The organism is Streptomyces sp. NPDC047000 (assembly GCF_040644295.1).
Classification (GTDB): Bacteria; Actinomycetota; Actinomycetes; order Streptomycetales; family Streptomycetaceae; genus Streptomyces.
Genome location: NZ_JBEYWE010000022.1, coordinates 79,765 through 100,320 on the forward strand (window position 1 = coordinate 79,765; position 20,556 = coordinate 100,320).

Consider the following 20,556-nt stretch of genomic DNA (forward strand, 5'->3'; position numbering starts at 1 on the left):
CCCGCGATGACCGATGCCCTGACCGCTCCCGCCGCTCCCGCGGTTCCCCCTGCCCGGCCCGCGGGGCCGGTGCGGCGCCGTGTCCTGCCCGCCGGGGAGAACGGCTCGCTGTGGGAGACCCGGCCGTCGTGCGGGATCGTCGGGTTCCGCGGCCTGCGGCTGCGGCTCATGGTGGAGGATCCCGCCGAGGTCCTGTTCCCGACCGACTGCGGACTGAGCCTGCTCGCCGCCCTCGACGGGGCCGGCGCGCCTGACCTGAAGGGTGTCGACGCCCTTGACCTGGGCGCCGGTTCGGGCCTCTACAGCGTCGCCCTGCTCGCGGCCGGCGCCGAGCGGGTGACGGCCCTGGACATCAATCCCGCCTCCGCCGCCCAGACCACGGCGAACGTCATGGCCAACGGCCTGGACGCCGCCCGCCTCACCTGTGTCACCGCACCGCTGGAGGAGTACGCACCGGCGGAACGCTTCGACCTGGTGATCACCAACCCGCCGCACCTGCCCCACGACCCGAGCTACGCACGGGGCGACGGCCTGGAGACCGCACTCGTCGCGCACCGGGGCGGCCGCGCGATGTACGACGCCGTCGTCGAGCGCGTCGACACGCTCCTCGCGCCCGGCGGCACCCTGCTCATGGCGCACTCCTCGCTCGCCGACATCCCCCGCACCGTCACGGACCTCACCCGGCGCGGCTACACCTGCGACACGCTGGAGATCTCCGAGATGGACATCCCGCTGCTGGCGTACGCCGAGCACCAGGACACCATGCTGACCCTCCTGAAGGAGCGGCGGGCGGAGGGCCGGGCGGAGTTCGACGGGCTGCGCTTCACGGTCCACGCCCTGATGTTCCGGCGCCCCCCGCACACCCCCGGCCGCTGACGCCCGCGCCTGCTCCGTCCTCGGCCCGCGCCTACGCCTGCTCCTGCGCCTGTGTCTCCCCGCCGACCGCCGTGTCCCGGCTGTCCCGCATCAGCCGCGCGATGTCGGCCAGGGTGCGGGCCTCCGCGAGCTCGTCGAAGCCGATCACACAGCCGGGGTCCTTCTCCAGCACCAGCGACAGCTCCACCGCGAACAGCGAGTCCAGGCCGAGCGACACCGGGGTGGCCTCGGGGGAGACCAGCTCGGGCGGCACCTGGAAGCGGCCGGTCAGGATGGTCACCAAGGTGTCGTACATACCGTCTCCTCAAGGGTCGGGGGGTGGGCCGGGAGGTGCGGCCACACGAGGGTGGTGGCGCCCCAGGCGAGCCCGCCGCCGAAGGCCGTGAGCAGGACGCGGTGGCCGGGTTCGAGGTCCCCGCTGCCGGCGGCGTGGTCGAGGAGGACCGGGATCGACGCGGCCGAGGTGTTGCCGACCTGCTCGATGTTGGACAGCGCGCGCTCCGGTGCGACGCCGAGCCGCTCCGCGAGCATGGCGAGGATCCGCGCGTTCGCCTGATGGGCGACGATCCGGTCCACGTCCGCCGCCTTCCACCCGACGGCGTCCAGGGCCGCCAGGGAGGCGGATCCCATGTGCTCCAGCGCCCGCCGGAACACCTCCCGCCCCTCCAGCCGCAGGTAGGGGTCGGACTCCGGTCCAGCCCCTCTGACGCCTGGGGCGGAACCCGTCCGGGACCGCTCCTCGCACCCGCCTCCCCGCACGGTGATCAGATCACGCCCCCCGCCGTCGCTGCCCAGCACACAGGGCCCCAGCGCGCCGGGTTCCGCACGGTGCCCCGCCCGCAGCACGACGGCCCCCGCGCCGTCGCCGAAGAGCATGCCGGTGGGATCGTCCGGGGCGACGCTCAGCGACAGCGCGTCGGCGCCGATCACCAGCACACCCGTGGCCGTACCCGCGGCGATCAGCCCCTGCCCGACCCCCAGCCCGTAGACGAACCCGGCGCACACGGCCTGCACGTCCAGCGCGGCGGCACCGGTCAGTCCCAGCCGCGAGGCGACGTCCGGAGCGGTACCGGGGCACGGCCGGTCCGGCGACGAGGTGGCGACGACCACGGCCGAGACCTCCCCGGCCCCCGCCCGCTCCAGCGCCCGGCGCCCGGCGGCGGCGGCCAGATCCCCGACGCCGGTCCCGGGCTCCACGACGTGCCGGAACCGGATCCCGGACCGCTGGAACATCCATGCCGCGGAACGCCCCAGACGCCCGCTCAGCTCCTCGTTGGCCACCCGGCGCGCCGGCAGACACGCCCCGACACCCACCACAACGGCCGCCGGAACGGCACTCGGCGTAGTCACCCGCACGCGTAGAGTCGTATCACGCGGAACGGTACGACACCCCGACCGACGCGCACCGCCCGTGCCCACGCCCGTGCCCGCGCACGCGCACGCGCCGGAGACCGGCGGGCCCCGGCACTCCGTGACCCGCCGGCCTGTCGTCCGGTCACCCTGCCGCCCGGCCGATCAGCAGGAGGCCTCCCACCGGTGGGAGCGGATCCGGACGTTGAGGTCCGCCCAGTAGCCGCCGTTCTGGGAGATGCAGTAGCCGGTGCCGGTGTAGTTGGCGCCGGTGTAGAGGACGACGTAGCCGTACGAGGACGACGTGCCGAGGTTGTAGACCGACCCGACGTTCGTGCTGCTGGACCACGAACATGTGATGGAACCGCTGTACCAGTCCGGGTCGGCGTTGCTCCACAGGCACCGGCTGCCCGTGCCGTAGGCGCCGGTGTAGACGCACACGTTGCCGCTGCTGCACTCCCAGGCCTGTGCCGAGGCGCTCGCGGCGCTCGGCGCGATCAGGCCCAGGGCGGCCGTGACGAAGGTGAGCGCCGCGGCGACGAGGGCCCTGCGGCCCCGGCGGCGGGTGCGGCCGGACGTGCGGTCGGCTTTCTGCTCCTGCAAGGACATACGGTGCCTTTCTCGTGAACGGTACCAATGGGCCTGCGGCTGACTGGAATTCATGTTCCCGGCCCGGTATGTCGCTGTCATGCTCATGTGACCGTGCTGACAGTTCGCAGGCAGACGACGGGGACCGACGGAGAAAGGGATGCTCCGCTTTCACTTCACGCCCGAGGACCTGACCAAGGTCAGGGTGGCGACCGAGCCGCACGCGCTCTGGGAGATCGCGGCCAGTCTGCACCGGTTCCAGACCCGTGAGGGCCGCTGGGCCTACGCGTCCTGGTTCCGTACGGCGTGTGCCGCGCTGCACCGGACCGGGCTCGAACGGACGGTGAAGACCTTCCTGCTGCCGCTCTTCCCGCGTGCCAGCTACTTCCCCGACTTCCTCACACCGCCGGAGGGCACCCAGGGACTGGACGCCGGTCTCGAGGCGGTGCTGGCGACACCGTACGAGCGCGTCGTGAGCGAGGTCGGCGTGCTGAACCGGGCCGTCGGCGCCCCCGCCTGGTCACGCCGGCTCACCGAGCGGGACATGCGCGAGCAGCTCGTGGACGCCCTGCGCGCCTACCACCGCGCCGTGATCGCCCCGCACGAGGAGGGCATCCAGGAACGTCTGCACGCCGAGCGGGTCCGGCACGCCCACACCCTGTTCCGCGCCGGGACCGAGGGCGTGCTCACCGGCCTGGGCCCCACGATCCACTGGCGGCCACCGGTCCTGGAGATCGATCCGTACCCCGAACACCGCGACGTCCGTCTCGACGGGCGGGGCCTGCTCCTGATCCCGTCCCACTTCTGCTGGCAGGCGCCCATCGCCCTGGCCGACTCCGGACTCCCGCCCGTCCTCCTCTGCCCCCTCCACCACCTGCCGGCGGCGCCCCCGCAGACCGACTCCGCACCGCTGAACGTGCTGCTCGGCCCCACCCGCGCCGCCATCCTGAGAGCCAGCGCGACCGGCTCCACCACCACCGAGGCCGCCCGCCGGGCCGGGGTGACCCCGACGACGGCGAGCCACCACACCGCGGTCCTGCGCGACGCGGGCCTGATCACCAGCCACCGCCACGCCAACACGGTCCTCCACACCCTGACCCCCCTCGGAGCCGCCCTCCTCCGATCGACCCCGGGCGACCGCTGAGCGTCAGTTCAGGGCCGTACCGGGCAGTCCGGTCGGCGCCCCGCGAAGGGCGGGCGGAGTGGTGATCACTTGTCGGGGCCGCAGCCGCCCCAGGTGCTCGCGTCGTCGGCGCATGCCGCGGCCAGTCCGGGGGTGTACATGAGGTTGGTGTAGAGCGCCGACCAGGTGCCGGTGGCGGTCATGGTGTGCCCGTACCGGTCGTATGCGCCGTCGGACCTGCGCCAGACGAACACCTCGGCGTAGCCCGAGTAGCCGGTGGACACCACGCGCGCCCAGTTGCTCCGGCAGGTCTGCGACCACCACAGCTCGACCCGGACGGGGACATTGCCACCGCCGTAGTTGACGTCGAACTTCGGAACGACCGGATAGCCGCTCACCTCCCAGGTGTTCTGGAGGCAGACGCCGTTGCCGGACGTCGGATCGACATGGTCGCAGTTGGCCGCGGTGGGGTTGGCGGCGCACGCGCTCGCCGAGGCGGCGTACGCGGCCGTCGGACCGAAGGCCAGCTGGCCGAGCAGCAGTGCGGCGGCGCTCACCACCAACGACACGGTCCGCCTGGCGCGGGTGGTTCTGGCAAGGTGCCCGATCATGGGTGTCCCTCCGTCGAGATCATCCGTCTGGAGAGGGAGGCCCCGGCGGTGCGGCCGCGGCCTCCGACGAGCACAGGACTACGCCCGGCCGGACTGTGCAGCAAGGCGCTCACAGCCCGCGTGAACAACGCCGAACAAGCCGAACAAGCCGAACAACGCCGAACAACGAGCCGGGGTCTGCCCCGCTCGGAGAGCACGAACGACGCCAGGCCGTGGACAAGCAGGACGACGGCGACCCGCCCGCCGCCCAGGGCCCACCAGCGTCCCCGGCGAAACCGATGCGCCCCGGCCGCCTGACGGCCCCTCCCCGGCACCAAGAAGGGCGAGGCCCGAAGACCTCGCCCGATCCGTAAGAAACCCCAGATCACGGCCACATAAGGCAGTACGGCTGATACCTCGCCTCGTGCAGCCAATGGCTGAAGTCCTGATCGCATTTTGGAGTTCTCGCGCTGTCGATCCTCTGCTCCTGATCGTTTCCATCGTGCAGACGCTTGCATCAGCCATGCTGGGCTGGCAGTTCCTTCATCAGGCCGAGCGCTGGACCAGCATCCCAGACCGGTTAACTTTTCCTGCCGCAAGCCATTTGGTTGCCGACCTGGGATCGAGATGCCCTACGGCCTCTCGGCGAGGATGTGCCCGAGCGTCGCCGCCTGTTTCGCCATCCTCCGCTTCCACGGTGTCCCGTCCTCCGCGGTGATCTCCCGCCACAGTGCCGCTGTGGCCGTGCCGAACGCTGCGAGTGCTCCCGGCTCGGCGTCCCGCCACGACGGGAAGCGACCCGCGAAGGCGACCGCCGCCTCCGCCGGATGCCCGGCGTCCATGAGTCGCAGTGCCAGGGCACCGGGGTCAATCCAGGCTGCGCCTCGTGTCGGCCAGGCCCAGTCGATGAGCCGGGCCCGTTTGCCGACGATCAGGACGTTGTCCGGGGCGAAGTCTGTGTGCAGCAGTGCGTTGCCGCTGAAGTGCTGCAATGCGCCCGGCGGGGCGTAGCTCTCCCACCGGTCCGCAGCGTCCTTGATCTCGATGTCGGTCGGGACCGTGATCCCCTGCAGCTCGGTGAGCACGGCTTCCACGAGCGGCAGGTCCGTCGAGCCAGGTGTGTAGTCGGCATGGCGGCCGTCAACCACCTCGTAGCCGAGAAGACTCCAGCCGTCGAGCTCCAGATGCCAGTACAGGCGCGGACAGGATGCCGGCAAGTACGGTGCGACGGCTGCCTCACGGCGTTGAGCACCGACCTGCGGATGGTCGGCCGGTATGCCCTTCACGAAGACCCTGCCGCTGTTCGTCTCCAGGACGGAGGCGATGCCGGAGTTCATGCCGCCTTGCACGGTCACCGCCTGGTGAACGGCGCCGCTCTTATCGGTGACGGCTCGGCGGACGTCGGCGGGAAGTTGCTCGAAGGGGATACGGGACATGGACACGCGCGGTTCCTCAGGGGCGCTCGGGTATGGGGAATGCCGCCCCGGCCAGGGTACGGCCGGGACGGCACTGAGGAGGCGGAACGAGCGGGCGGCACGGGGGTCGCCCGTGGTGGATCTAGTACGGCTGGTCGTCGCCGGCCGAGCAGCTGCACTCGGCGCCTTCGGCGGCCTCGTCCAGGTCGGCGATGATCTGGAACTCGTCGTCCTTGATCGACGCGGCGGTCAGCGGCACCGGCGGGGCGCTGCTCGGGTTGTCCGCCGGACGTCGGCCGATGGTGAGCATGACCGGTTCGCGGGGCGGGGTCAGGAGTGTGGTGGGCGGAGTCATGATCCGTAACCTCCATGCTGGCAGTAGAGCTCTCGTCGGTCCCCCGCCTCCTGGTAGAGCCTGGCCAGCGGTCGGCACGTGCGGCACGTGCCGACCTTCGTACAGCCGGAGCATCCACCGGTGCGGAGCTGCAGGGACTCGGCAACCGCGCCGAGTCGGGGGAGGGCTTCGACGCCCTCGGTGATGAGGTTCACGCTCGGGTCGCGGCCGACCTTGCAGATCGACGCGATGCCGTGTGGGTTGACGTGGAAGAACGTGTGGCCGGCGTTGCAGCCGGTGAAGACGCTGCGGGCCTTGAGACGGTCCAGTGCCTGCGTCGCCAGGGGGTTCGCCTCGCCGTCGATCGTGGGCGACATGTTCGTGAAGACTTGGTGCGGGAAGCCGTACGACTTGGCGAGGCACACCATCGCATCTGTCTCGTGCGTGTTGCCGTCCGAGACGATCACGTTCAGGCGGACCGGCAGCCTGTCCTCGCGGGCGGCATCCAGGCCCTTCAGGAACCGGTCGAACGCCCCGCGGTTCTGCGTCACCTTGTCGTACGTTTCGGCGGTGGCTCCGTAGACGCTCAGGGTCAGTCGGTACGGCCGGTGGCGGGCGAACAGGTCCCGGATCGGCTGCTTCCGCAGCGAGGAGCCGTTCGACGAGACCTGGACCATCATCCCGAGCTGGTGGGCGTACTCGTACGCGGCGCCGAACTCGCGGTCGATCAGTGCCTCACCGCCGGTGATCTGCAGCCACAGGACTCCGGCGTCCCGCAGCGTCCGGAGCAGTGTCTGCTTACCGGCCCAGTCCAGGCCCTCGAACCGCTTCTCCCCGAGGTAGCAGAACTCGCAGTCGTAGTCGCAGCCGAGGTTGATCTCCCACGACGCCTTGCCGTACCCGTGCCGTGACCGCTCGCGGACGAGGACGACGTCGCCGACCGGCGACGAGGGCAGCTCGGTCCCCCACGCTTCCCTTGCCGCATCGGCCAGCCAGTCCGGGACGGATCGGCCTTCAGCGCCCGCGGCCCGCAGCTCTTCGTAGCGGACCTTCGGGATGCGCACCCCGGTCGCCCGGCCGGGCTGGACAAGGAGGTGCTGGGCGAGAAACGGGCTGGCCACGAGCTGCGGAGCTGCTTCGGGCCTCAGCCTCTTGGTGCTGGTGTCCGTCTCGATCATGAGGCCTCCACGAGGTGGGTGCGACGGGTTGGTCGGGCCTGGTGGTGGGCGGCGATCAGGTTGGCCGCCCACTCGGCCGGTGGATACCTTCTCCAGGCGTGGGTCAGGGCGTGATCCGTGCGGTCGAGGTGATCACGCCGATCATGAAGCCGCGCGAGGTGGACACGAGCACGATCAGCAGTGGTCTGGCGTAGCGGGCGACCTGGGTGGTGACTCGGCAGCTCACAGCTTCCACCAGGCCCTCCACGGGCGGCTGATGATCTCCCGGTACGTGTGGTGCGAGGGATTGCGGCGACCATGCGTGAACACCCAGCTCTGCGGTTCGGCGAAGTCGGTGCCGGGCAGTGAGGTCTCGCCACAGACTGCGCACTGCATCGCGTACGTGGTGGGCTCGGCGTCGGGTTCCCGGTCGGGCTGGAGGGTCCACTCCTTGTGGCACATGATCGCGCGGCTGATCATCGAACCGTCTCCAGAGCCGTGACGACGTACGGGTGCTGGAGTGCGGCACGGAGTGTGTGTGCATCGGTGAGGGTGTCGTCGTCGGGCAGTTCGCACCAGCCGCCGAACCAGTCGTCTATCCCTTCCGTCCCAGGCGCGACGAGCCACGAGTCGGTGGTGAGATGCCGGACCGGCAGATCGCCCCAACTCCCAGCGGTGCCGGTGTCGATGGCGTAGTAGAGGCGTTCGCTGGGCCCGTCGTACAGCACCGGGCCGATTGCCGTGCCGGTGGCCCGCAGGTGGGCCAGGGCCAGGAAGCCGACCGCCGAGGAGGTGCGTACGAGGTCCCAGCCGTCGCCGACGCGGAGCAGGCGGAGTCTGGGTACATCGTTGACCATGAGCGCGCTGCGCAGCGCCTCACGGACGGACATCACATATCCCCTTGGTGCTGGAGGCCGGGGCTCACGCCGAACTGCGGCGCACGTTCCGTCGTCGGTCTGATGGGACGTACCACGATCAGACGAGTGCCTGTTGCCGTTATCTGCCGCTGCCGCTCAGATACGACGCGCTTTGGGCCGAGGTGGCTGAGGGAAGGGACCATGGCGCCATACGTGTCGGGCAATTCGAGTGCGTCCAGGAGGCCGACGAAGGCGGGAGAGCGGACGGCCACCGTCGTCTCGTGGTCGGTGAACACGCCGCACAGAGTCAGCTCGTGCTGTCGGCAGTACTTGGTGAGGCAGTCGACGAGCACCACGTGGCGGGCCGGGCCGCCGGTGACATGGCGCAGGTAGCCGAAGACCTGGGGGCAGGCGACGGAGCGGCGTTCGGTGATGAGGTCGTCGTCCATGCCCACAGCGTCGGCCGTCGTGAGCGGCCTCGAAATGACTTGCTGTTGTACTTCCGTTGCACTTTCCGCCCCACGTCGTCACCGACAGTGCTTCCCTACGTGACGGAGGGAGGTCATCTGTGGTCAGCGTGCAGCAATGGACGGGCCGGGAGGCGAGTGCCCTGCGCGCCGCGCTGCGTATGAGCACGCGTGCCTTCGCCGAGCACCTCGGTGTCGCGCTGCGTACGGTCGCCAAGTGGGAGAGCCTCGGTACCGCCACCCAGCCCCGCCCGGATACCCAGGCCATCCTCGACACAGCACTGGCCCGCGCGGACTCCGCTGCTCAGGCCAGGTTCGAGGCGCTGATGTTCCCCAGCAGGAAGAGCGCGCGGCCGGCAGACTACGAAACCTGGGCCGAGGACATCGAGCGGGCTGTGGTCTGTGCCAGCCGCCAGAACTTCCCCTTTGCCACCTTGCTGTTGAACCGCTGGCTGACTCGCCACGACCCACATGCCCTGGATGACAAGGGCCTTTACCTCTACGGCCGTTCCCTCGTGCTTCTAGGTGACCTTCAACGTGACCAGGGTGCGATCCTCGGTCCGCTCTCCGCCCGGCACTCCTACCTGACCGCCCGCGACATGTTCACCGAGCTCGACATCCCTCGCCGGGTAGCCCAGATCGAGCTCTCCCTCGTCGTCGTCCAGGAGATGTCCGGCCGGCTGGAAGCCTCCGCCCGCCAATACGAACTCCTCGCCGGGGATGAGCGCTTGAGTCCCCGCGATCGTGCCAGGGCCCGGCTCTGGGTGGGTACGGCGCTGAGCAAGGAGGGCAACAACGAGTACGCCACTGGTGCCATGGCCGACGCCACCCATGCTTTCGAGGATCTGGGCGAGCCGGAGGACTGGTCGGTCGCCCACCAGAAGCTGGCCCTGGCCCACCGAGGCGCCGGCGACCTGAAGCAGGCCCTGCACTGCATCGACATCGCGCGCACTACCGGCACGGTGGACTCCCCGATGCAGCGGGTGCGGTTGGACACCGCATACGGGCACATCCTTCTGTCGGATGCGGCGACCCGGAATGATGGGCTGTCGGTCCTTGATCAGGCGGCACAGGTGGCCGGCCGGTACGGGCTGATCCACCAACTGCGCAGTATCGAGGGCATTCGGAAGGACCAGCAGGGATGAGCCAGGGAGTGCCAGTGCCGGAGCACGAGCAGCGCCAGATCACCGACGAGCAGTTCCACGACGCGACGCTGATCTGGAACTACCACCAGATGGGTCATGAGCAGCGGCCCTGCTCGGCGGCGGTCGGTCTGGGCAGCCACGACCTCGGAGTGGCCACCACGGCCGCCGACCTCTACCGCGCCGGCCTCTTCCCGGTCGTGGTGTTCAGCGGGGGCAACAGCCCCACCACCCGGGCCCGCTTCCCGCGCGGTGAGGCCGTCCACTACCGTGAGCACGCCCTGAGCCTGGGCGTGCCGGACGAGGCGATCCTGGTCGAGCCCGCGGCGGCCAACACCGGCCAGAACATCACCTTCTCCCGTGAACTGCTGGCAGAGGCGGGCATCGCGGTCGAGTCGCTGCTGCTGATCTCGAAGCCGTACATGGAGCGCCGCTCGTACGCGACCTGCCGCAGGCTGTGGCCCGAGGCTGAGGTCGTGTGCGCTTCGGAGCCGCTGGAGCTGGACGACTACATCAAGTCCATCGGCGACGAGAAGCTTGTCGTCGACATGCTCGTCGGTGACCTGCAACGGGTGATCGAGTACCCGAAGCTCGGCTTCGCTGTCGAGCAGGACGTACCGGGGGATGTGTATGACGCTTACGAGCGCCTTATGCGTGACGGATTCGACAGCCGCCTCATCGGCACCTGACCCGTTCCACGCCGGTCCGCCGAGGGGGGGGTGTGCGATCCGCCGACCGAACCTCTTCCCACGGCTGTCCACGCCGGCCAAGCTGTACGCCGCCGACCAGGGCACATCAGTGCCCCCGTCCCCATCCATGCGCCCCGGCCGCCTGACGGCCCCTCCCGGCGCATGACGAGGGCGGGGTCGGGAAACCCCGCCCGAAAACCACCGAAACCCCAGCTCAGGGCCAAACAAGGCAGTAAGGCTGATGCCCCGCCTCGTGCAACCGATGCGAGAAGTCCTGCCACTCGTGCAGCAGCTGGTAGACGTCGAAGGCGTCGCGGGGGCCGCCGCGGTCGGGGACCGTGGACCAGATGAACGCCGCCGCGCCCACCGCCTCCTCGCCGATGTCGCGGAGGGGGTCGACGACCGTCATCGGGAGCTTGACGACCGCGTAGTCCGGGTGGAGGACCACGAGTTCCAGGGGCGGGACCTTGTGCAGGGGGACGCCCTCGATGCCCGTGAGCACCATGGCCGCCATCGTCTCCGGCTTGATCTTGGTGAACATGCCGTTCATGCCGAGCTCGTCGCCGCCGAGTTCCTCGGGGCGCATCGAGATCGGGACGCGGGCCGCGGTCGCGCCGTCGGGCGCGCCGAAGTATTTGTACGTCACCCCCACCCGACCACCATTCCTGATCCCCGCCCCCGTCCGGTCGGCCCGGCGTTCGGGTCTCTCCGGCTCGGGCGGTACTCCGTGCCCATGCTGCCTCGCTTCGGCGGCCTCCTCCGCGTCGCGCCGGTGCCTTCCCCGCCGGGCACGCCGAGGACCCAGGTCATCGGTCCCCTCGCCCAGTCCGCCACCGCGATGCATATCTCCACCCGACTGCTTTTCTAGGCTGCGCGACCCCCGTCGCGCAACCCGATCATCGTGTCAGTGACCTCCCCCACGGCCGCCCGCCGAAACGTACGGGCAGAACACGCCGCGGTTCTCCTGCTCCACCGGCTGCCGACTCCGGTTGCCGCACCGATCAATACGCCTGCGAGGGCCGTGCGTATCAGCCACCGGCCGGACTGTGTGTGCCGGCTCCCAGTTTCGCAGATCACAGGGGGCGGTCCAGTGGATTGCGGGGGTGGTGCGCCGGTGCCGGGCGGAGTCGGCAGTGTGCGCCGGGCGCGTAGGCGGTGCGGGGCGCTGGGGCAGGTCCTGGCCCGGTCGCGCCCGGCGGGTCCCGCGCTCCCCCGCGCGGTGGTGCGCCGTGGTCGCCCCGCGCCCCCCGGACGCCGTGCGCCCCTGGCCTACCCTGGGGTGGTCATCCACCAGCGGAGCGCGAGAGGTCGGAGAAGCCGCAGCTCATGAGCGAACTGCCCTATTCATACGATGCGCCTGTCTCACAGGCCCTGTTCGACCGTGCGGCCGCCGTCACACCCGGCGGTGTGAACTCCCCGGTGCGCGCCTTCGGCGCCGTCGGCGGCACACCCCGCTTCATGGTGTCCGGCCGCGGCCCCTACCTCACGGACGCCGACGGACGCGAGTACGTCGACCTGGTGTGCTCCTGGGGCCCCATGATCCTCGGCCATGCCCACCCCGAGGTCATCGCCGCCGTCCAGGAGGCCGTCTCCCGCGGCACCTCCTTCGGCACGCCGGGTGAGGGCGAGGTCGCCCTCGCCGAGGAGATCGTCGCCCGGGTCGAGCCCGTCGAGCAGGTCCGGCTGGTCTCCAGCGGCACCGAGGCCACCATGTCGGCCATCCGGCTGGCCCGCGGCTTCACCCAGCGCCCCAAGGTGATCAAGTTCGCGGGCTGCTACCACGGCCACGTCGACTCGCTGCTCGCCGCCGCGGGCAGCGGGGTCGCCACCTTCGCGCTGCCCGACACGCCCGGCGTGACCGGGGCGCAGGCCGGGGACACCATCGTCCTGCCCTACAACGACCTCGAAGCCGTCCAGGAGGCCTTCCACCGCCACCCCGGTGAGATCGCCTGCGTCATCACCGAGGCCTCGCCCGGCAACATGGGTGTCGTCCCGCCGCTGCCCGGTTTCAACCAGGGACTCAAGGACACCTGCCGCGCCAACGGCGCCCTCTACATCTCCGACGAGGTCATGACCGGCTTCCGCACCAGCCGCGCGGGCTGGTACGGCGTCGACGGCGTGCGGCCCGACCTCATGACCTTCGGCAAGGTCATGGGCGGCGGCTTTCCCGCCGCGGCCTTCGGCGGGCGCGCCGACGTGATGGCCCACCTCGCCCCCGCCGGGCCCGTCTACCAGGCCGGCACCCTCTCCGGGAACCCCGTCGCCACCGCCGCCGGACTCGCCCAGCTGCGCCTGCTCGACGACGCCTCCTACGACATCCTCGACGACGTCTCCACCCAGCTCCAGGAGCTGGTCTCGGCGGCGCTCGGCAAGGAGGGCGTCGCCCACACCGTGCAGCGCGCCGCCAGCATGTTCTCCGTCTTCTTCACCGACCGGGCCGTACGGAACTACGAGGACGCCAGGGCGCAGGACTCGTTCCGCTACACCGCCTTCTTCCACTCCCTCCTCTCCCACGGCGTCTATCTGCCGCCGTCGTCCTTCGAGTCCTGGTTCGTGTCCACCGCGCACGACGAGCGGGCCGTCCAGAAGATCGCCGACGCCCTTCCGGCGGCGGCCCGAGCGGCCGCGGAGGCCACCGCGTGAGCGACGAGAACACCCCCACCGGCGACGACATCACCGTCGTCCACCTCATGCGGCACGGCGAGGTCGAGAACCCCACCGGGGTGCTGTACGGGCGGCTGCCCGGCTACCACCTCTCCGAGCTGGGCCTGCGGATGGCCGACCAGGTCGCCGAGCACCTCGCCGGACGCGACATCACCCATGTCGTCGCCTCCCCGCTGGAGCGCGCCCAGGAGACCGCGACCCCGATCGCCAAGGCGCACGGGCTCGACCTCGCCTCCGACGCCCGGCTCATCGAGGCCGACAACGTCTTCCAGGGCAAGACCTTCGGTGTCGGCGACGGCGCCCTGCGCAAGGTCGCCAACTGGAAGCACCTGACGAACCCGTTCCGGCCGTCCTGGGGCGAGCCGTACGTCGACATCGTCGTACGGATGATGCAGGCGCTGGACGCCGCCCGGGACCGGGCGCGGGGGCACGAGGCGGTGCTGGTGAGCCATCAGCTGCCGATCTGGACCGTGCGGTCGTACGTCGAGCGGCGCCGGCTGTGGCACGACCCGCGCAAGCGGCAGTGCACGCTCGCCTCGCTGACGTCCTTCACCTACCGGGGCGACAGGATCGTCTCCGTCGGCTACAGCGAGCCCGCCCGCGATCTCGTCCCCGCCCACCTCCTCGCCGGCGCCAAGCCGGTCAAGGGGCAGGGCAAGGCCTTCGGAGCCTGAACCACGGCGCCTGAACCACGGCGCCTGGACCGCCGTGGCGGGCCGTACGCGGCCTGCGCGTTCCAGGGGCCGTCCGCGTCACCGGCGGACGGCCCCCCGCGCGTGCGGGCAGGGCCGCCAAGACGAATTCGTGACGTACGTTGCCAACCCCGTACCCGGCGCCGGAACCTACCGGCGCGTCACGGCCTCTCCATGGGTGACCTACAGCGAACTCAGAGAACGTGACGAATCGGGGACCCATGCGCACGCTCACCCGCCGGGGAATGCTCGGGATCGGTGCCTCCGCCGCGGCCGCCGCCGGACTCGCGGCCTGCGGCACCCAGTCCGCCGGCCGCTCCGGCCACCCCGGCCGCCCCGCCGGCAAGGACGGCGGCAGCGGTTCCGGGTCCGGCAGGAAGCCCGCCCGCCAGCTGTCGAAGCCCATCGGTGACGGCTCCACCGCCTACACCGGCAAGCAGCCCCTCCAGCCCGCCGCCCCCGAGCCGCTGGAGCCGGGCCAGACCCCGCCGCAGTTCGTCGTGTTCTCCTGGGACGGCGCCGGTGAGGTCGGCAACGGGCTCTTCCCCCGTTTCCTCGACCTCGCCAAGGAGCACGGCGCCCACATGACGTTCTTCCTCTCCGGGCTGTACCTGCTGCCCGAGTCGAAGAAGCGCCTCTACAACCCCCCGAACAACCCGCGCGGCGCCTCCGACATCGGCTATCTCACCGACGACCACGTCAAGGCCACGCTCACCAACGTCCGCCGCGCCTGGCTCGAGGGCCACGAGATAGGCACCCACTTCAACGGCCACTTCTGCGGCGGCTCCGGCACCGTCGCCAACTGGACGCCCCAGCAGTGGCGCAGCGAGATAGACCAGGCCAAGTCGTTCGTCAAGGAGTGGCGCACCAACACCGGCTGGACCGACCTGCCGTCGCTGCCGTTCGACTACGACAAGGAACTCACCGGCGGCCGTACGCCCTGTCTGCTCGGCCAGGACAACCTGCTGCCCACCGCCCGTTCGCTCGGCTGGCGCTACGACGCCTCCTCGCCCGGCGGCCGCCAGGTCTGGCCGGACCGGCGCCAGGGGGTGTGGGACCTGCCGTTGCAGCAGGTGCCGTTCCCCGGGCACTCCTTCGAGGTGCTCTCCATGGACTACAACATGCTCGCCAACCAGTCCGTCAACTCCACCAACGCACCCGCCTACAACTACCCCGGCTGGCGCACGCAGGCCGCTCAGGCGTACATATCCGGTTTCCGGCGGGCGTACGAGAGCAACCGGGCGCCGTTCTTCATAGGCAACCACTTCGAGCACTGGAACGGCGGCATCTACATGGACGCCGTGGAGCAGGCGTTCAAGCACATGGCACGGGAGAAGGAGAAGGGCGCCGACGTCCGGCTGGTCTCCTTCCGGCAGTTCACCGACTGGATCGACGTGCAGAAGCCGGAGGTGCTGGCCAAGCTGCGCACCCTGGACGTGGGGCAGCAGCCGGCCGGCGGCTGGAAGACGTTCCTCGCCGACACGAAGGCGACCCCGAGCGGCGCCGCCGGCAGCGGGACCACCGGCAGCAGCGCCTCCGGCCGCGGGAAGGCCGCCTGACCTGCGGTTCCCCGGTCACCGGGACGCGTGAGGGGGGTGCCGAAGATCCGCGGAACGGGCATGCGAAACTTTTCACATGAGTGCCGCCTGCCGCGCCCCCCTGCGCTCGAACCCCGTCAACCGCACCAAGCGCCCCCCGAGGACCGGCCGCCGTACCCGCCGCACCGCGCTGCTCGGCGCCGGTGCCGCGCTCGCCGCGCTGGTGCTGACGGCCTGCGGTTCCGGCGGCACCTCCGGCGGCGGCGGTGACACCAACTTCGTCACCGGCAAGAACGGCATCGACACCGTCACGCGCGGCAAGCGGACCGCGGTGCCCGACCTGTCCGGCGCGACCATCGACGGCAAGAGCGCCGACATCGCCGACTACAAGGGCAAGGTCGTCGTCATCAACGTCTGGGGCTCCTGGTGCAGCCCCTGCCGCGCCGAGGGACCGTACTTCGCGAAGGTCTCCCAGGCGTACGCGGACCGGGGCGTGCAGTTCCTCGGCATCAACACCCGCGACACCAGCACCACCCCCGCCGTCAGCTTCGAGAAGCAGCTCGGCATCACCTACCCGAGCCTCTACGACCCGACCGGCAAGCTGATGCTCCGCTTCGCCAAGGGCACCCTCAACCCGCAGCTGATCCCCTCCACGCTGGTCGTCGACCGGGACGGGAAGATCGCGGCGCGGGCCCTGGAGGCGCTCAGCGAGGAGAACCTGGTCAAGATGATCAAGCCCGTCCTCGCGGAGAAGTGAGCGGGACGACGTGAGCCACGTGAGCGACGCGAGTGCCCTGCTGACGCTCGCCGCGGTGACGGGCCGCAACGAGACCGTCTTCAGCGGCGCGCTGCTGCTCGCCCTGCCGGTCGCCGTGCTCGGCGGGCTGGTCTCCTTCTTCTCCCCGTGCGTCCTGCCGCTCGTCCCCGGCTACCTCTCCTACGTCACCGGTGTCACCGGCACCGACCTGGGCGAGGCCCGGCGCGGCCGGATGGTCGCGGGCGCCTCCCTCTTCGTGCTGGGCTTCACCGCCGTGTTCGTGTCCGGCGGCGCGCTGTTCGGCTACTTCGGCGCCACGCTCCAGGAGGAGCAGGGCACGCTGTCGAAGGTGCTCGGCGTGCTGATGATCCTGCTGGGCGTCTTCTTCATGGGGATGATGCCCTGGCTCACCCAGCGCGAGTTCCGTTTCCACCGCCGTCCGGCCACCGGTCTGATCGGGGCGCCGGTGCTGGGCGCGCTGTTCGGCATCGGCTGGACGCCGTGCATCGGCCCGACGCTGGCCTCGGTGAACGCGCTCGCGATGAACCAGTCGAGTGCCGGTCGCGGGGCGCTGCTGACCGTCGCCTACTGTGTCGGACTGGGTGTTCCGTTCGTGCTCGCCGCTGTCGCCTTCCGCAAGGCGCTCGGCGCGTTCGGCTGGGTCAAGCGCCACTACGTGTGGGTCATGCGGATCGGCGGCTCGATGATGATCGTGACCGGCGTGCTGCTGCTGACCGGCGCGTGGGATCGACTGGTTCAGGAGATGCAGACCTGGTCCACCGGCTTCACTGTGGGGATCTGAGGCGATGAGCGGTACGACATCGAAGGGCACGACGCCGGACACGGGCGGCGGCGGCGACGGCTCCGGCACCCCGGAGAAGGCCCCCGAGACGGCCTCCGAGAAGGCCCCGGAGACGGCCGTGAAGACAGCCGTGAAGACGTCCGCCGAGACATCCGCCGAGACCGCGTCCGCCGAGACGCCGGCCCCCGCCGCCGAGGACACCGACCTCGGCGCCGCCGCCTCCCAGCTCTCCACCGCCCCCCTCGACGAGCCCCCCGCCCTCCCCTCCCTCGGGGTGATCGGCTGGGCCCGCTGGTTCTGGCGGCAGCTCACCTCCATGCGGGTCGCGCTGCTGCTGCTCCTGCTGCTGTCGCTCGCCGCGATCCCCGGCTCCCTGATCCCGCAGACCGGCGCCGACGTCAACAAGGTCGCCGCCTTCCGCAGCGCCCACCGCACCCTGGCGCCGGTCTACGACAGGCTCGGCCTGTTCCACGTCTACAGCTCGGTGTGGTTCTCGGCGATCTACATCCTGCTGTTCGTCTCCCTGATCGGCTGCATCATCCCGCGCGCCTGGCAGTTCACCGGCCAGCTGCGCGGCCGTCCGCCCGCCGCGCCCCGCCGGCTGGACCGGCTGCCCGCCTACACCACATGGCGCACCGAGGCGGCCCCCGAGGAGGTCCGGGAGGCCGCGCTCGCCCTCCTGCGCAAGCGCCGCTTCCGCGCCCACATCACGGGGAACGCGGTGGCCGCCGAGAAGGGCTACGTCCGTGAGCTGGGCAACCTCGCCTTCCATGTCGCGCTGATCGTGCTGCTGGTCTCCTTCGCCTGGGGCCAGCTCTACAAGTCCGACGGCAACAAGCTGATCGTCGAGGGCGACGGCTTCGCCAACACGATCACCCAGTACGACGACTTCAAGTCCGGCAGCCTCTTCACCATGGACGACCTGACGCCGTTCAGCTTCACGCTGAAGGACTTCAGGGCGACGTACGAGCTGACCGGCCCGAACCGCGGCACCCCGCGCACCTTCCAGGCGACCCTCGGCTACAGCAAGGGCGCCTACGGCAAGGAGAAGTCCACCACCATCAAGGTGAACGAGCCGCTGAGGATCGGTGACGCCAAGGTCTACCTGGTCAGCCACGGCTACGCGCCCGTCGTCACCGTCCGGGACGGCAAGGGCAAGGTCGTCTACCACGACGCCGTACCGCTGCTGCCGCTCGACGGCAACGTCACCTCCAACGGCGTGATCAAGGTGATGGACGGCTACAAGGACGCGAAGGGGACGAGCGAGCAGCTCGGCATCCAGGCGTTCTTCCTGCCGACCTACGGCGAGGGCGCCTCGGTGCTGTCCGTGTTCCCGTCGCTGCTCAACCCGGTGCTCAACCTGGCGCCGTACCACGGCGACCTCGGGGTGAACTCGGGCATCCCGCAGAGCGTGTACCAGCTGGACAAGTCGCATCTGAAGTTCTTCGAGAAGTCCGACGGCAGCCAGCTGCGCAAGAACCTCAAGCCCGGCGAGACCATGACGCTGCCGGGCGGCGCCGGGTCGGTCACCTTCGAGAAGGAGATCAAGGAGTGGGCCGGTTTTGAGATCGTCCAGGAACCCGGCAGTGAGTGGGCGCTCGCCGGTGCCGTCGGCGCGGTCCTCGGTCTCGCGGCGTCCCTGTTCATCCAGCGCCGCCGCGTGTGGGTGCGCGCGGCGACGGGTGCCGACGGCGTGACCGTCGTCGAGATGGCCGGACTCGGCCGCAGCGAGTCCGCGAAGGTGCCCGAGGAACTGGGCGAGCTCGCGGGCGTCCTCTACGACCGGGCCCCGGGCGTTCCCGACCCCGCCCCGGAAGATTCCGCCGGATCCTCACCGTCCCCCGACTCCGCGTCCGGAGCCGTACCTGCCGAAGGGGCTGAGAAATGACCCTCGCCGCCGCAACCTCACCAGCGGCCGTGACCGACCTGGCCGCCGCCACGAACGAGCATCTCGCGAGCATCAGCAACACGCTGGTCTACTCGGCGATGGCCGTCTACACGCTGGCGTTCTTCGCGTACATCGCGGAGTGGCTGCTCGGCAGCCGCAGCAAGGTCGGCCGCACGGCCGCCGCGCTCACCGCGTCCGCGTCGCAGCAGAGCGGCGCGGCGAAGAAGGGCGCGCCCGCGGTCACCGTCCGCAAGGAGGGCGGCGGCACCGCCGTGCTGGAGCGGCCCGAGGTGGTCGTGCGCTCCGCGTCCGGCGCCCGTGACGTGCCGGACGGTCCCGGCGCCCACGGCGGCGACGAGCAGGGCGACCTGTACGGGCGGATCGCGATCTCCCTCACCGTGCTGGCGTTCCTGGTGGAGCTGGCGGGCGTCGTCGCCCGCGCGGCCTCCGTGGAGCGGGCGCCGTGGGGCAACATGTACGAGTTCAACATCACGTTCTCCACGGTCGCCGTCGCCGTCTACCTCGCGCTGCTGGCGCTCAAGAAGAACGTCCGCTGGCTCGGCCTGTTCCTGATCACCACGGTCCTGCTGGACCTCGGCCTCGCGGTCACCGTCCTGTACACGGCGAGCGACCAGCTGGTCCCGGCGCTGCACTCGTACTGGCTCTACATCCACGTCTCCACCGCGATCTTCTGCGGCGCGGTGTTCTACGTCGGCGCGGTCGCCACGATCCTCTACCTGTTCAAGGACTCGTACGAGACCAAGCTGCTGAGCGGCGGCAAGCCGGGCGCCTTCGCGACCTCGGTCCTGGAGCGGCTGCCCGCCTCCGCGACCCTCGACAAGTTCGCCTACCGCATCAACGCGGCCGTCTTCCCGCTGTGGACGTTCACGATCATCGCGGGCGCCATCTGGGCGGGCGACGCCTGGGGCCGGTACTGGAACTGGGACCCCAAGGAGACCTGGTCCTTCATCACCTGGGTCGCCTACGCCGGGTACCTGCACGCCCGCGCCACGGCCGGCTGGAAGGGCCGCAAGGCCGCCTACCTCGCGATGATCGCGTTCGGCTGCTGGCTGTTCAACTACTACGGCGTCAACATCTTCGTCTCCGGCAAGCACTCCTACGCGGGCGTCTGACCAGCGCGGGAACCGGCCCGGCGGCGGCGTGCGGAACGCCCCGCCGGGGGTCACGCTGGTGTCATGACCGGTTCCGTCGAGCAGGGCACCAGCCAGACCCACGGCAACACGCACATCCTGCACTTCCTGGTGCGGCTGCCGGTGTCCATGGAGGAGACCTGGCCCGCCCTGTCCACCCCGGAGGGCCTGGCGGGCTGGTTCACCCCGGCCGACGTCCTGGAACCCCGGCTCGGCGGCGCCGTCACCCTGCGCGGTCTCGGCGACGGGCACATCACCGCGTGGGACGTGGAGCGGATCGCCGAGTACACCGTGGCGGACGGCAACCGCGTCCGCTTCCATCTGGAGCGCGACGGCGACGCCGCATGCCTGCTCCGGTTCACCCAGGAGTTTCAGGGCGAGGGCGACACGGAACCCCGCTGGCGGGCCCGTTTCGAACAGCTGATCGACCTCCTGGAGGGGGCGTCCCCGTAGTCCCGCAGGGCCGGGGTTCTCCG

At 70.6% G+C, this 20,556-nt stretch carries 24 protein-coding genes; 12 read left to right on the forward strand and 12 right to left on the reverse strand.

Features of this window, described 5'->3' with window-relative positions:
• Positions 1 to 6: 6 nt before the first annotated feature.
• Complete coding sequence (locus tag ABZ862_RS28485; protein WP_360963841.1) at positions 7 to 876, forward strand: methyltransferase; 870 nt, start codon at positions 7 to 9, stop codon at positions 874 to 876.
• 31 nt (positions 877 to 907) lie between these two features.
• On the opposite strand, the gene ABZ862_RS28490 is transcribed toward ABZ862_RS28485, so the two are convergent.
• The 3 genes from ABZ862_RS28490 to ABZ862_RS28500 form a co-directional block, all read right to left on the reverse strand.
• Positions 908 to 1,171 carry an acyl carrier protein gene (locus tag ABZ862_RS28490; protein ID WP_360963843.1) on the reverse strand — a complete coding sequence of 88 codons (264 nt, stop codon included), beginning with the start codon at positions 1,169 to 1,171 and terminating at the stop codon, positions 908 to 910.
• Positions 1,153 to 2,226, reverse strand: a complete 1,074-nt coding sequence (locus tag ABZ862_RS28495; RefSeq protein ID WP_360963846.1) for a beta-ketoacyl-ACP synthase 3 — start codon at positions 2,224 to 2,226, stop codon at positions 1,153 to 1,155. The genes ABZ862_RS28490 and ABZ862_RS28495 overlap by 19 nt, the downstream gene beginning before the upstream one ends.
• Positions 2,227 to 2,391: 165 nt before the next feature.
• Positions 2,392 to 2,835 (reverse strand): peptidase inhibitor family I36 protein, encoded by a 444-nt coding sequence (locus ABZ862_RS28500; RefSeq protein WP_360963849.1) that lies wholly within the window; start codon positions 2,833 to 2,835, stop codon positions 2,392 to 2,394.
• A gap of 139 nt (positions 2,836 to 2,974) precedes the next feature.
• Here ABZ862_RS28500 and ABZ862_RS28505 point away from each other — a divergent pair, with 139 nt between their 5' ends.
• A complete protein-coding gene (locus ABZ862_RS28505; RefSeq protein WP_360963852.1) occupies positions 2,975 to 3,958 on the forward strand; it encodes a winged helix-turn-helix domain-containing protein in 984 nt (327 codons plus the stop codon).
• Positions 3,959 to 4,023: 65 nt separating this feature from the next.
• Here the strand turns inward: ABZ862_RS28505 and ABZ862_RS28510 are convergent, their stop codons facing one another.
• The 8 genes from ABZ862_RS28510 to ABZ862_RS28545 all read right to left on the reverse strand — a co-directional run bounded on the left by ABZ862_RS28510 (position 4,024) and on the right by ABZ862_RS28545 (position 8,739).
• Positions 4,024 to 4,548 carry a hypothetical protein gene (locus ABZ862_RS28510; protein ID WP_360963855.1) on the reverse strand — a complete coding sequence of 175 codons (525 nt, stop codon included), beginning with the start codon at positions 4,546 to 4,548 and terminating at the stop codon, positions 4,024 to 4,026.
• Positions 4,549 to 5,159: 611 nt separating this feature from the next.
• Entirely contained in the window at positions 5,160 to 5,963 is an 804-nt protein-coding gene (locus tag ABZ862_RS28515) for an aminoglycoside phosphotransferase (protein WP_360963858.1), read from the reverse strand.
• 121 nt (positions 5,964 to 6,084) lie between these two features.
• Positions 6,085 to 6,297 (reverse strand): hypothetical protein, encoded by a 213-nt coding sequence (locus ABZ862_RS28520; protein ID WP_360963861.1) that lies wholly within the window; start codon positions 6,295 to 6,297, stop codon positions 6,085 to 6,087.
• On the reverse strand, positions 6,294 to 7,454 hold the full coding sequence (locus ABZ862_RS28525) for a radical SAM protein (RefSeq protein WP_360963863.1): 1,161 nt from the start codon (positions 7,452 to 7,454) through the stop codon (positions 6,294 to 6,296). Before ABZ862_RS28525 ends, ABZ862_RS28520 begins: the two co-directional genes overlap by 4 nt.
• 103 nt (positions 7,455 to 7,557) lie before the next feature.
• Complete coding sequence (locus ABZ862_RS28530) at positions 7,558 to 7,680, reverse strand: hypothetical protein (RefSeq protein WP_360963866.1); 123 nt, start codon at positions 7,678 to 7,680, stop codon at positions 7,558 to 7,560.
• Positions 7,677 to 7,913, reverse strand: coding sequence for a hypothetical protein (locus ABZ862_RS28535; protein ID WP_360963869.1), 237 nt, complete (start codon positions 7,911 to 7,913; stop codon positions 7,677 to 7,679). The genes ABZ862_RS28530 and ABZ862_RS28535 overlap by 4 nt, the downstream gene beginning before the upstream one ends.
• Positions 7,910 to 8,323 (reverse strand): hypothetical protein, encoded by a 414-nt coding sequence (locus ABZ862_RS28540; protein ID WP_360963872.1) that lies wholly within the window; start codon positions 8,321 to 8,323, stop codon positions 7,910 to 7,912. The genes ABZ862_RS28535 and ABZ862_RS28540 overlap by 4 nt, the downstream gene beginning before the upstream one ends.
• The gene (locus ABZ862_RS28545; RefSeq protein WP_360963875.1) at positions 8,323 to 8,739 is read right to left on the reverse strand and encodes a hypothetical protein; all 417 of its coding nucleotides are present in this window, start codon (positions 8,737 to 8,739) and stop codon (positions 8,323 to 8,325) included. The genes ABZ862_RS28540 and ABZ862_RS28545 overlap by 1 nt, the downstream gene beginning before the upstream one ends.
• A gap of 119 nt (positions 8,740 to 8,858) precedes the next feature.
• Here ABZ862_RS28545 and ABZ862_RS28550 point away from each other — a divergent pair, with 119 nt between their 5' ends.
• The gene (locus ABZ862_RS28550) at positions 8,859 to 9,902 is read left to right on the forward strand and encodes a hypothetical protein (RefSeq protein ID WP_360963878.1); all 1,044 of its coding nucleotides are present in this window, start codon (positions 8,859 to 8,861) and stop codon (positions 9,900 to 9,902) included.
• A complete protein-coding gene (locus ABZ862_RS28555) occupies positions 9,899 to 10,588 on the forward strand; it encodes a YdcF family protein (RefSeq protein WP_360963880.1) in 690 nt (229 codons plus the stop codon). Before ABZ862_RS28550 ends, ABZ862_RS28555 begins: the two co-directional genes overlap by 4 nt.
• Positions 10,589 to 10,802: 214 nt before the next feature.
• Here the strand turns inward: ABZ862_RS28555 and ABZ862_RS28560 are convergent, their stop codons facing one another.
• The gene (locus ABZ862_RS28560; protein ID WP_360963883.1) at positions 10,803 to 11,432 is read right to left on the reverse strand and encodes a hypothetical protein; all 630 of its coding nucleotides are present in this window, start codon (positions 11,430 to 11,432) and stop codon (positions 10,803 to 10,805) included.
• A gap of 482 nt (positions 11,433 to 11,914) precedes the next feature.
• On the opposite strand from ABZ862_RS28560, the gene hemL reads away from it, so the two are divergent.
• The 8 genes from hemL (at position 11,915) to ABZ862_RS28600 (ending at position 20,533) form a co-directional block, all read left to right on the forward strand.
• Positions 11,915 to 13,231 carry a glutamate-1-semialdehyde 2,1-aminomutase gene (gene hemL, locus ABZ862_RS28565; protein WP_360963886.1) on the forward strand — a complete coding sequence of 439 codons (1,317 nt, stop codon included), beginning with the start codon at positions 11,915 to 11,917 and terminating at the stop codon, positions 13,229 to 13,231.
• Between the two features lie 47 nt (positions 13,232 to 13,278).
• Positions 13,279 to 13,926: a histidine phosphatase family protein gene (locus tag ABZ862_RS28570; protein ID WP_360963975.1), complete on the forward strand. Its 648-nt coding sequence runs from the start codon at positions 13,279 to 13,281 to the stop codon at positions 13,924 to 13,926.
• A 239-nt stretch (positions 13,927 to 14,165) separates the two neighbouring features.
• Positions 14,166 to 15,503: a hypothetical protein gene (locus ABZ862_RS28575; RefSeq protein ID WP_360963889.1), complete on the forward strand. Its 1,338-nt coding sequence runs from the start codon at positions 14,166 to 14,168 to the stop codon at positions 15,501 to 15,503.
• 76 nt (positions 15,504 to 15,579) lie between these two features.
• Positions 15,580 to 16,239, forward strand: a complete 660-nt coding sequence (locus ABZ862_RS28580; protein WP_360963892.1) for a TlpA disulfide reductase family protein — start codon at positions 15,580 to 15,582, stop codon at positions 16,237 to 16,239.
• A gap of 40 nt (positions 16,240 to 16,279) precedes the next feature.
• The gene (locus ABZ862_RS28585) at positions 16,280 to 17,041 is read left to right on the forward strand and encodes a cytochrome c biogenesis protein CcdA (protein ID WP_360963978.1); all 762 of its coding nucleotides are present in this window, start codon (positions 16,280 to 16,282) and stop codon (positions 17,039 to 17,041) included.
• A gap of 4 nt (positions 17,042 to 17,045) precedes the next feature.
• On the forward strand, positions 17,046 to 18,929 hold the full coding sequence (locus ABZ862_RS28590; RefSeq protein ID WP_360963895.1) for a cytochrome c biogenesis protein ResB: 1,884 nt from the start codon (positions 17,046 to 17,048) through the stop codon (positions 18,927 to 18,929).
• Positions 18,926 to 20,062 (forward strand): c-type cytochrome biogenesis protein CcsB, encoded by a 1,137-nt coding sequence (ccsB, locus tag ABZ862_RS28595; RefSeq protein ID WP_360963898.1) that lies wholly within the window; start codon positions 18,926 to 18,928, stop codon positions 20,060 to 20,062. The genes ABZ862_RS28590 and ccsB overlap by 4 nt, the downstream gene beginning before the upstream one ends.
• A gap of 63 nt (positions 20,063 to 20,125) precedes the next feature.
• Positions 20,126 to 20,533, forward strand: coding sequence for a hypothetical protein (locus ABZ862_RS28600; protein ID WP_360963901.1), 408 nt, complete (start codon positions 20,126 to 20,128; stop codon positions 20,531 to 20,533).
• Positions 20,534 to 20,556 lie beyond the last annotated feature (23 nt).

Excerpts from the sequence above, each read along its gene's own strand:
- ABZ862_RS28485 (WP_360963841.1), top strand. The coding sequence starts at position 7 with ATGACCGATGCCCTGACCGCTCCCGCCGCTCCCGCGGTTCCCCCTGCC.
- ABZ862_RS28580 (WP_360963892.1), top strand. The coding sequence starts at position 15,580 with ATGAGTGCCGCCTGCCGCGCCCCCCTGCGCTCGAACCCCGTCAACCGC.
- ABZ862_RS28490 (WP_360963843.1), bottom strand. The coding sequence starts at position 1,171 with ATGTACGACACCTTGGTGACCATCCTGACCGGCCGCTTCCAGGTGCCG.
- ABZ862_RS28545 (WP_360963875.1), bottom strand. The coding sequence starts at position 8,739 with ATGGACGACGACCTCATCACCGAACGCCGCTCCGTCGCCTGCCCCCAG.
- ABZ862_RS28590 (WP_360963895.1), top strand. The coding sequence starts at position 17,046 with ATGAGCGGTACGACATCGAAGGGCACGACGCCGGACACGGGCGGCGGC.
- ABZ862_RS28525 (WP_360963863.1), bottom strand. The coding sequence starts at position 7,454 with ATGATCGAGACGGACACCAGCACCAAGAGGCTGAGGCCCGAAGCAGCT.
- ABZ862_RS28575 (WP_360963889.1), top strand. The coding sequence starts at position 14,166 with ATGCGCACGCTCACCCGCCGGGGAATGCTCGGGATCGGTGCCTCCGCC.
- ABZ862_RS28540 (WP_360963872.1), bottom strand. The coding sequence starts at position 8,323 with ATGTCCGTCCGTGAGGCGCTGCGCAGCGCGCTCATGGTCAACGATGTA.
- ABZ862_RS28555 (WP_360963880.1), top strand. The coding sequence starts at position 9,899 with ATGAGCCAGGGAGTGCCAGTGCCGGAGCACGAGCAGCGCCAGATCACC.
- ABZ862_RS28510 (WP_360963855.1), bottom strand. The coding sequence starts at position 4,548 with ATGATCGGGCACCTTGCCAGAACCACCCGCGCCAGGCGGACCGTGTCG.
- ABZ862_RS28560 (WP_360963883.1), bottom strand. The coding sequence starts at position 11,432 with ATGCATCGCGGTGGCGGACTGGGCGAGGGGACCGATGACCTGGGTCCT.
- ABZ862_RS28520 (WP_360963861.1), bottom strand. The coding sequence starts at position 6,297 with ATGACTCCGCCCACCACACTCCTGACCCCGCCCCGCGAACCGGTCATG.
- ABZ862_RS28500 (WP_360963849.1), bottom strand. The coding sequence starts at position 2,835 with ATGTCCTTGCAGGAGCAGAAAGCCGACCGCACGTCCGGCCGCACCCGC.
- ABZ862_RS28600 (WP_360963901.1), top strand. The coding sequence starts at position 20,126 with ATGACCGGTTCCGTCGAGCAGGGCACCAGCCAGACCCACGGCAACACG.
- ABZ862_RS28505 (WP_360963852.1), top strand. The coding sequence starts at position 2,975 with ATGCTCCGCTTTCACTTCACGCCCGAGGACCTGACCAAGGTCAGGGTG.
- ABZ862_RS28570 (WP_360963975.1), top strand. The coding sequence starts at position 13,279 with ATGCGGCACGGCGAGGTCGAGAACCCCACCGGGGTGCTGTACGGGCGG.
- hemL (WP_360963886.1), top strand. The coding sequence starts at position 11,915 with ATGAGCGAACTGCCCTATTCATACGATGCGCCTGTCTCACAGGCCCTG.
- ABZ862_RS28535 (WP_360963869.1), bottom strand. The coding sequence starts at position 7,913 with ATGATCAGCCGCGCGATCATGTGCCACAAGGAGTGGACCCTCCAGCCC.
- ABZ862_RS28515 (WP_360963858.1), bottom strand. The coding sequence starts at position 5,963 with ATGTCCCGTATCCCCTTCGAGCAACTTCCCGCCGACGTCCGCCGAGCC.
- ccsB (WP_360963898.1), top strand. The coding sequence starts at position 18,926 with ATGACCCTCGCCGCCGCAACCTCACCAGCGGCCGTGACCGACCTGGCC.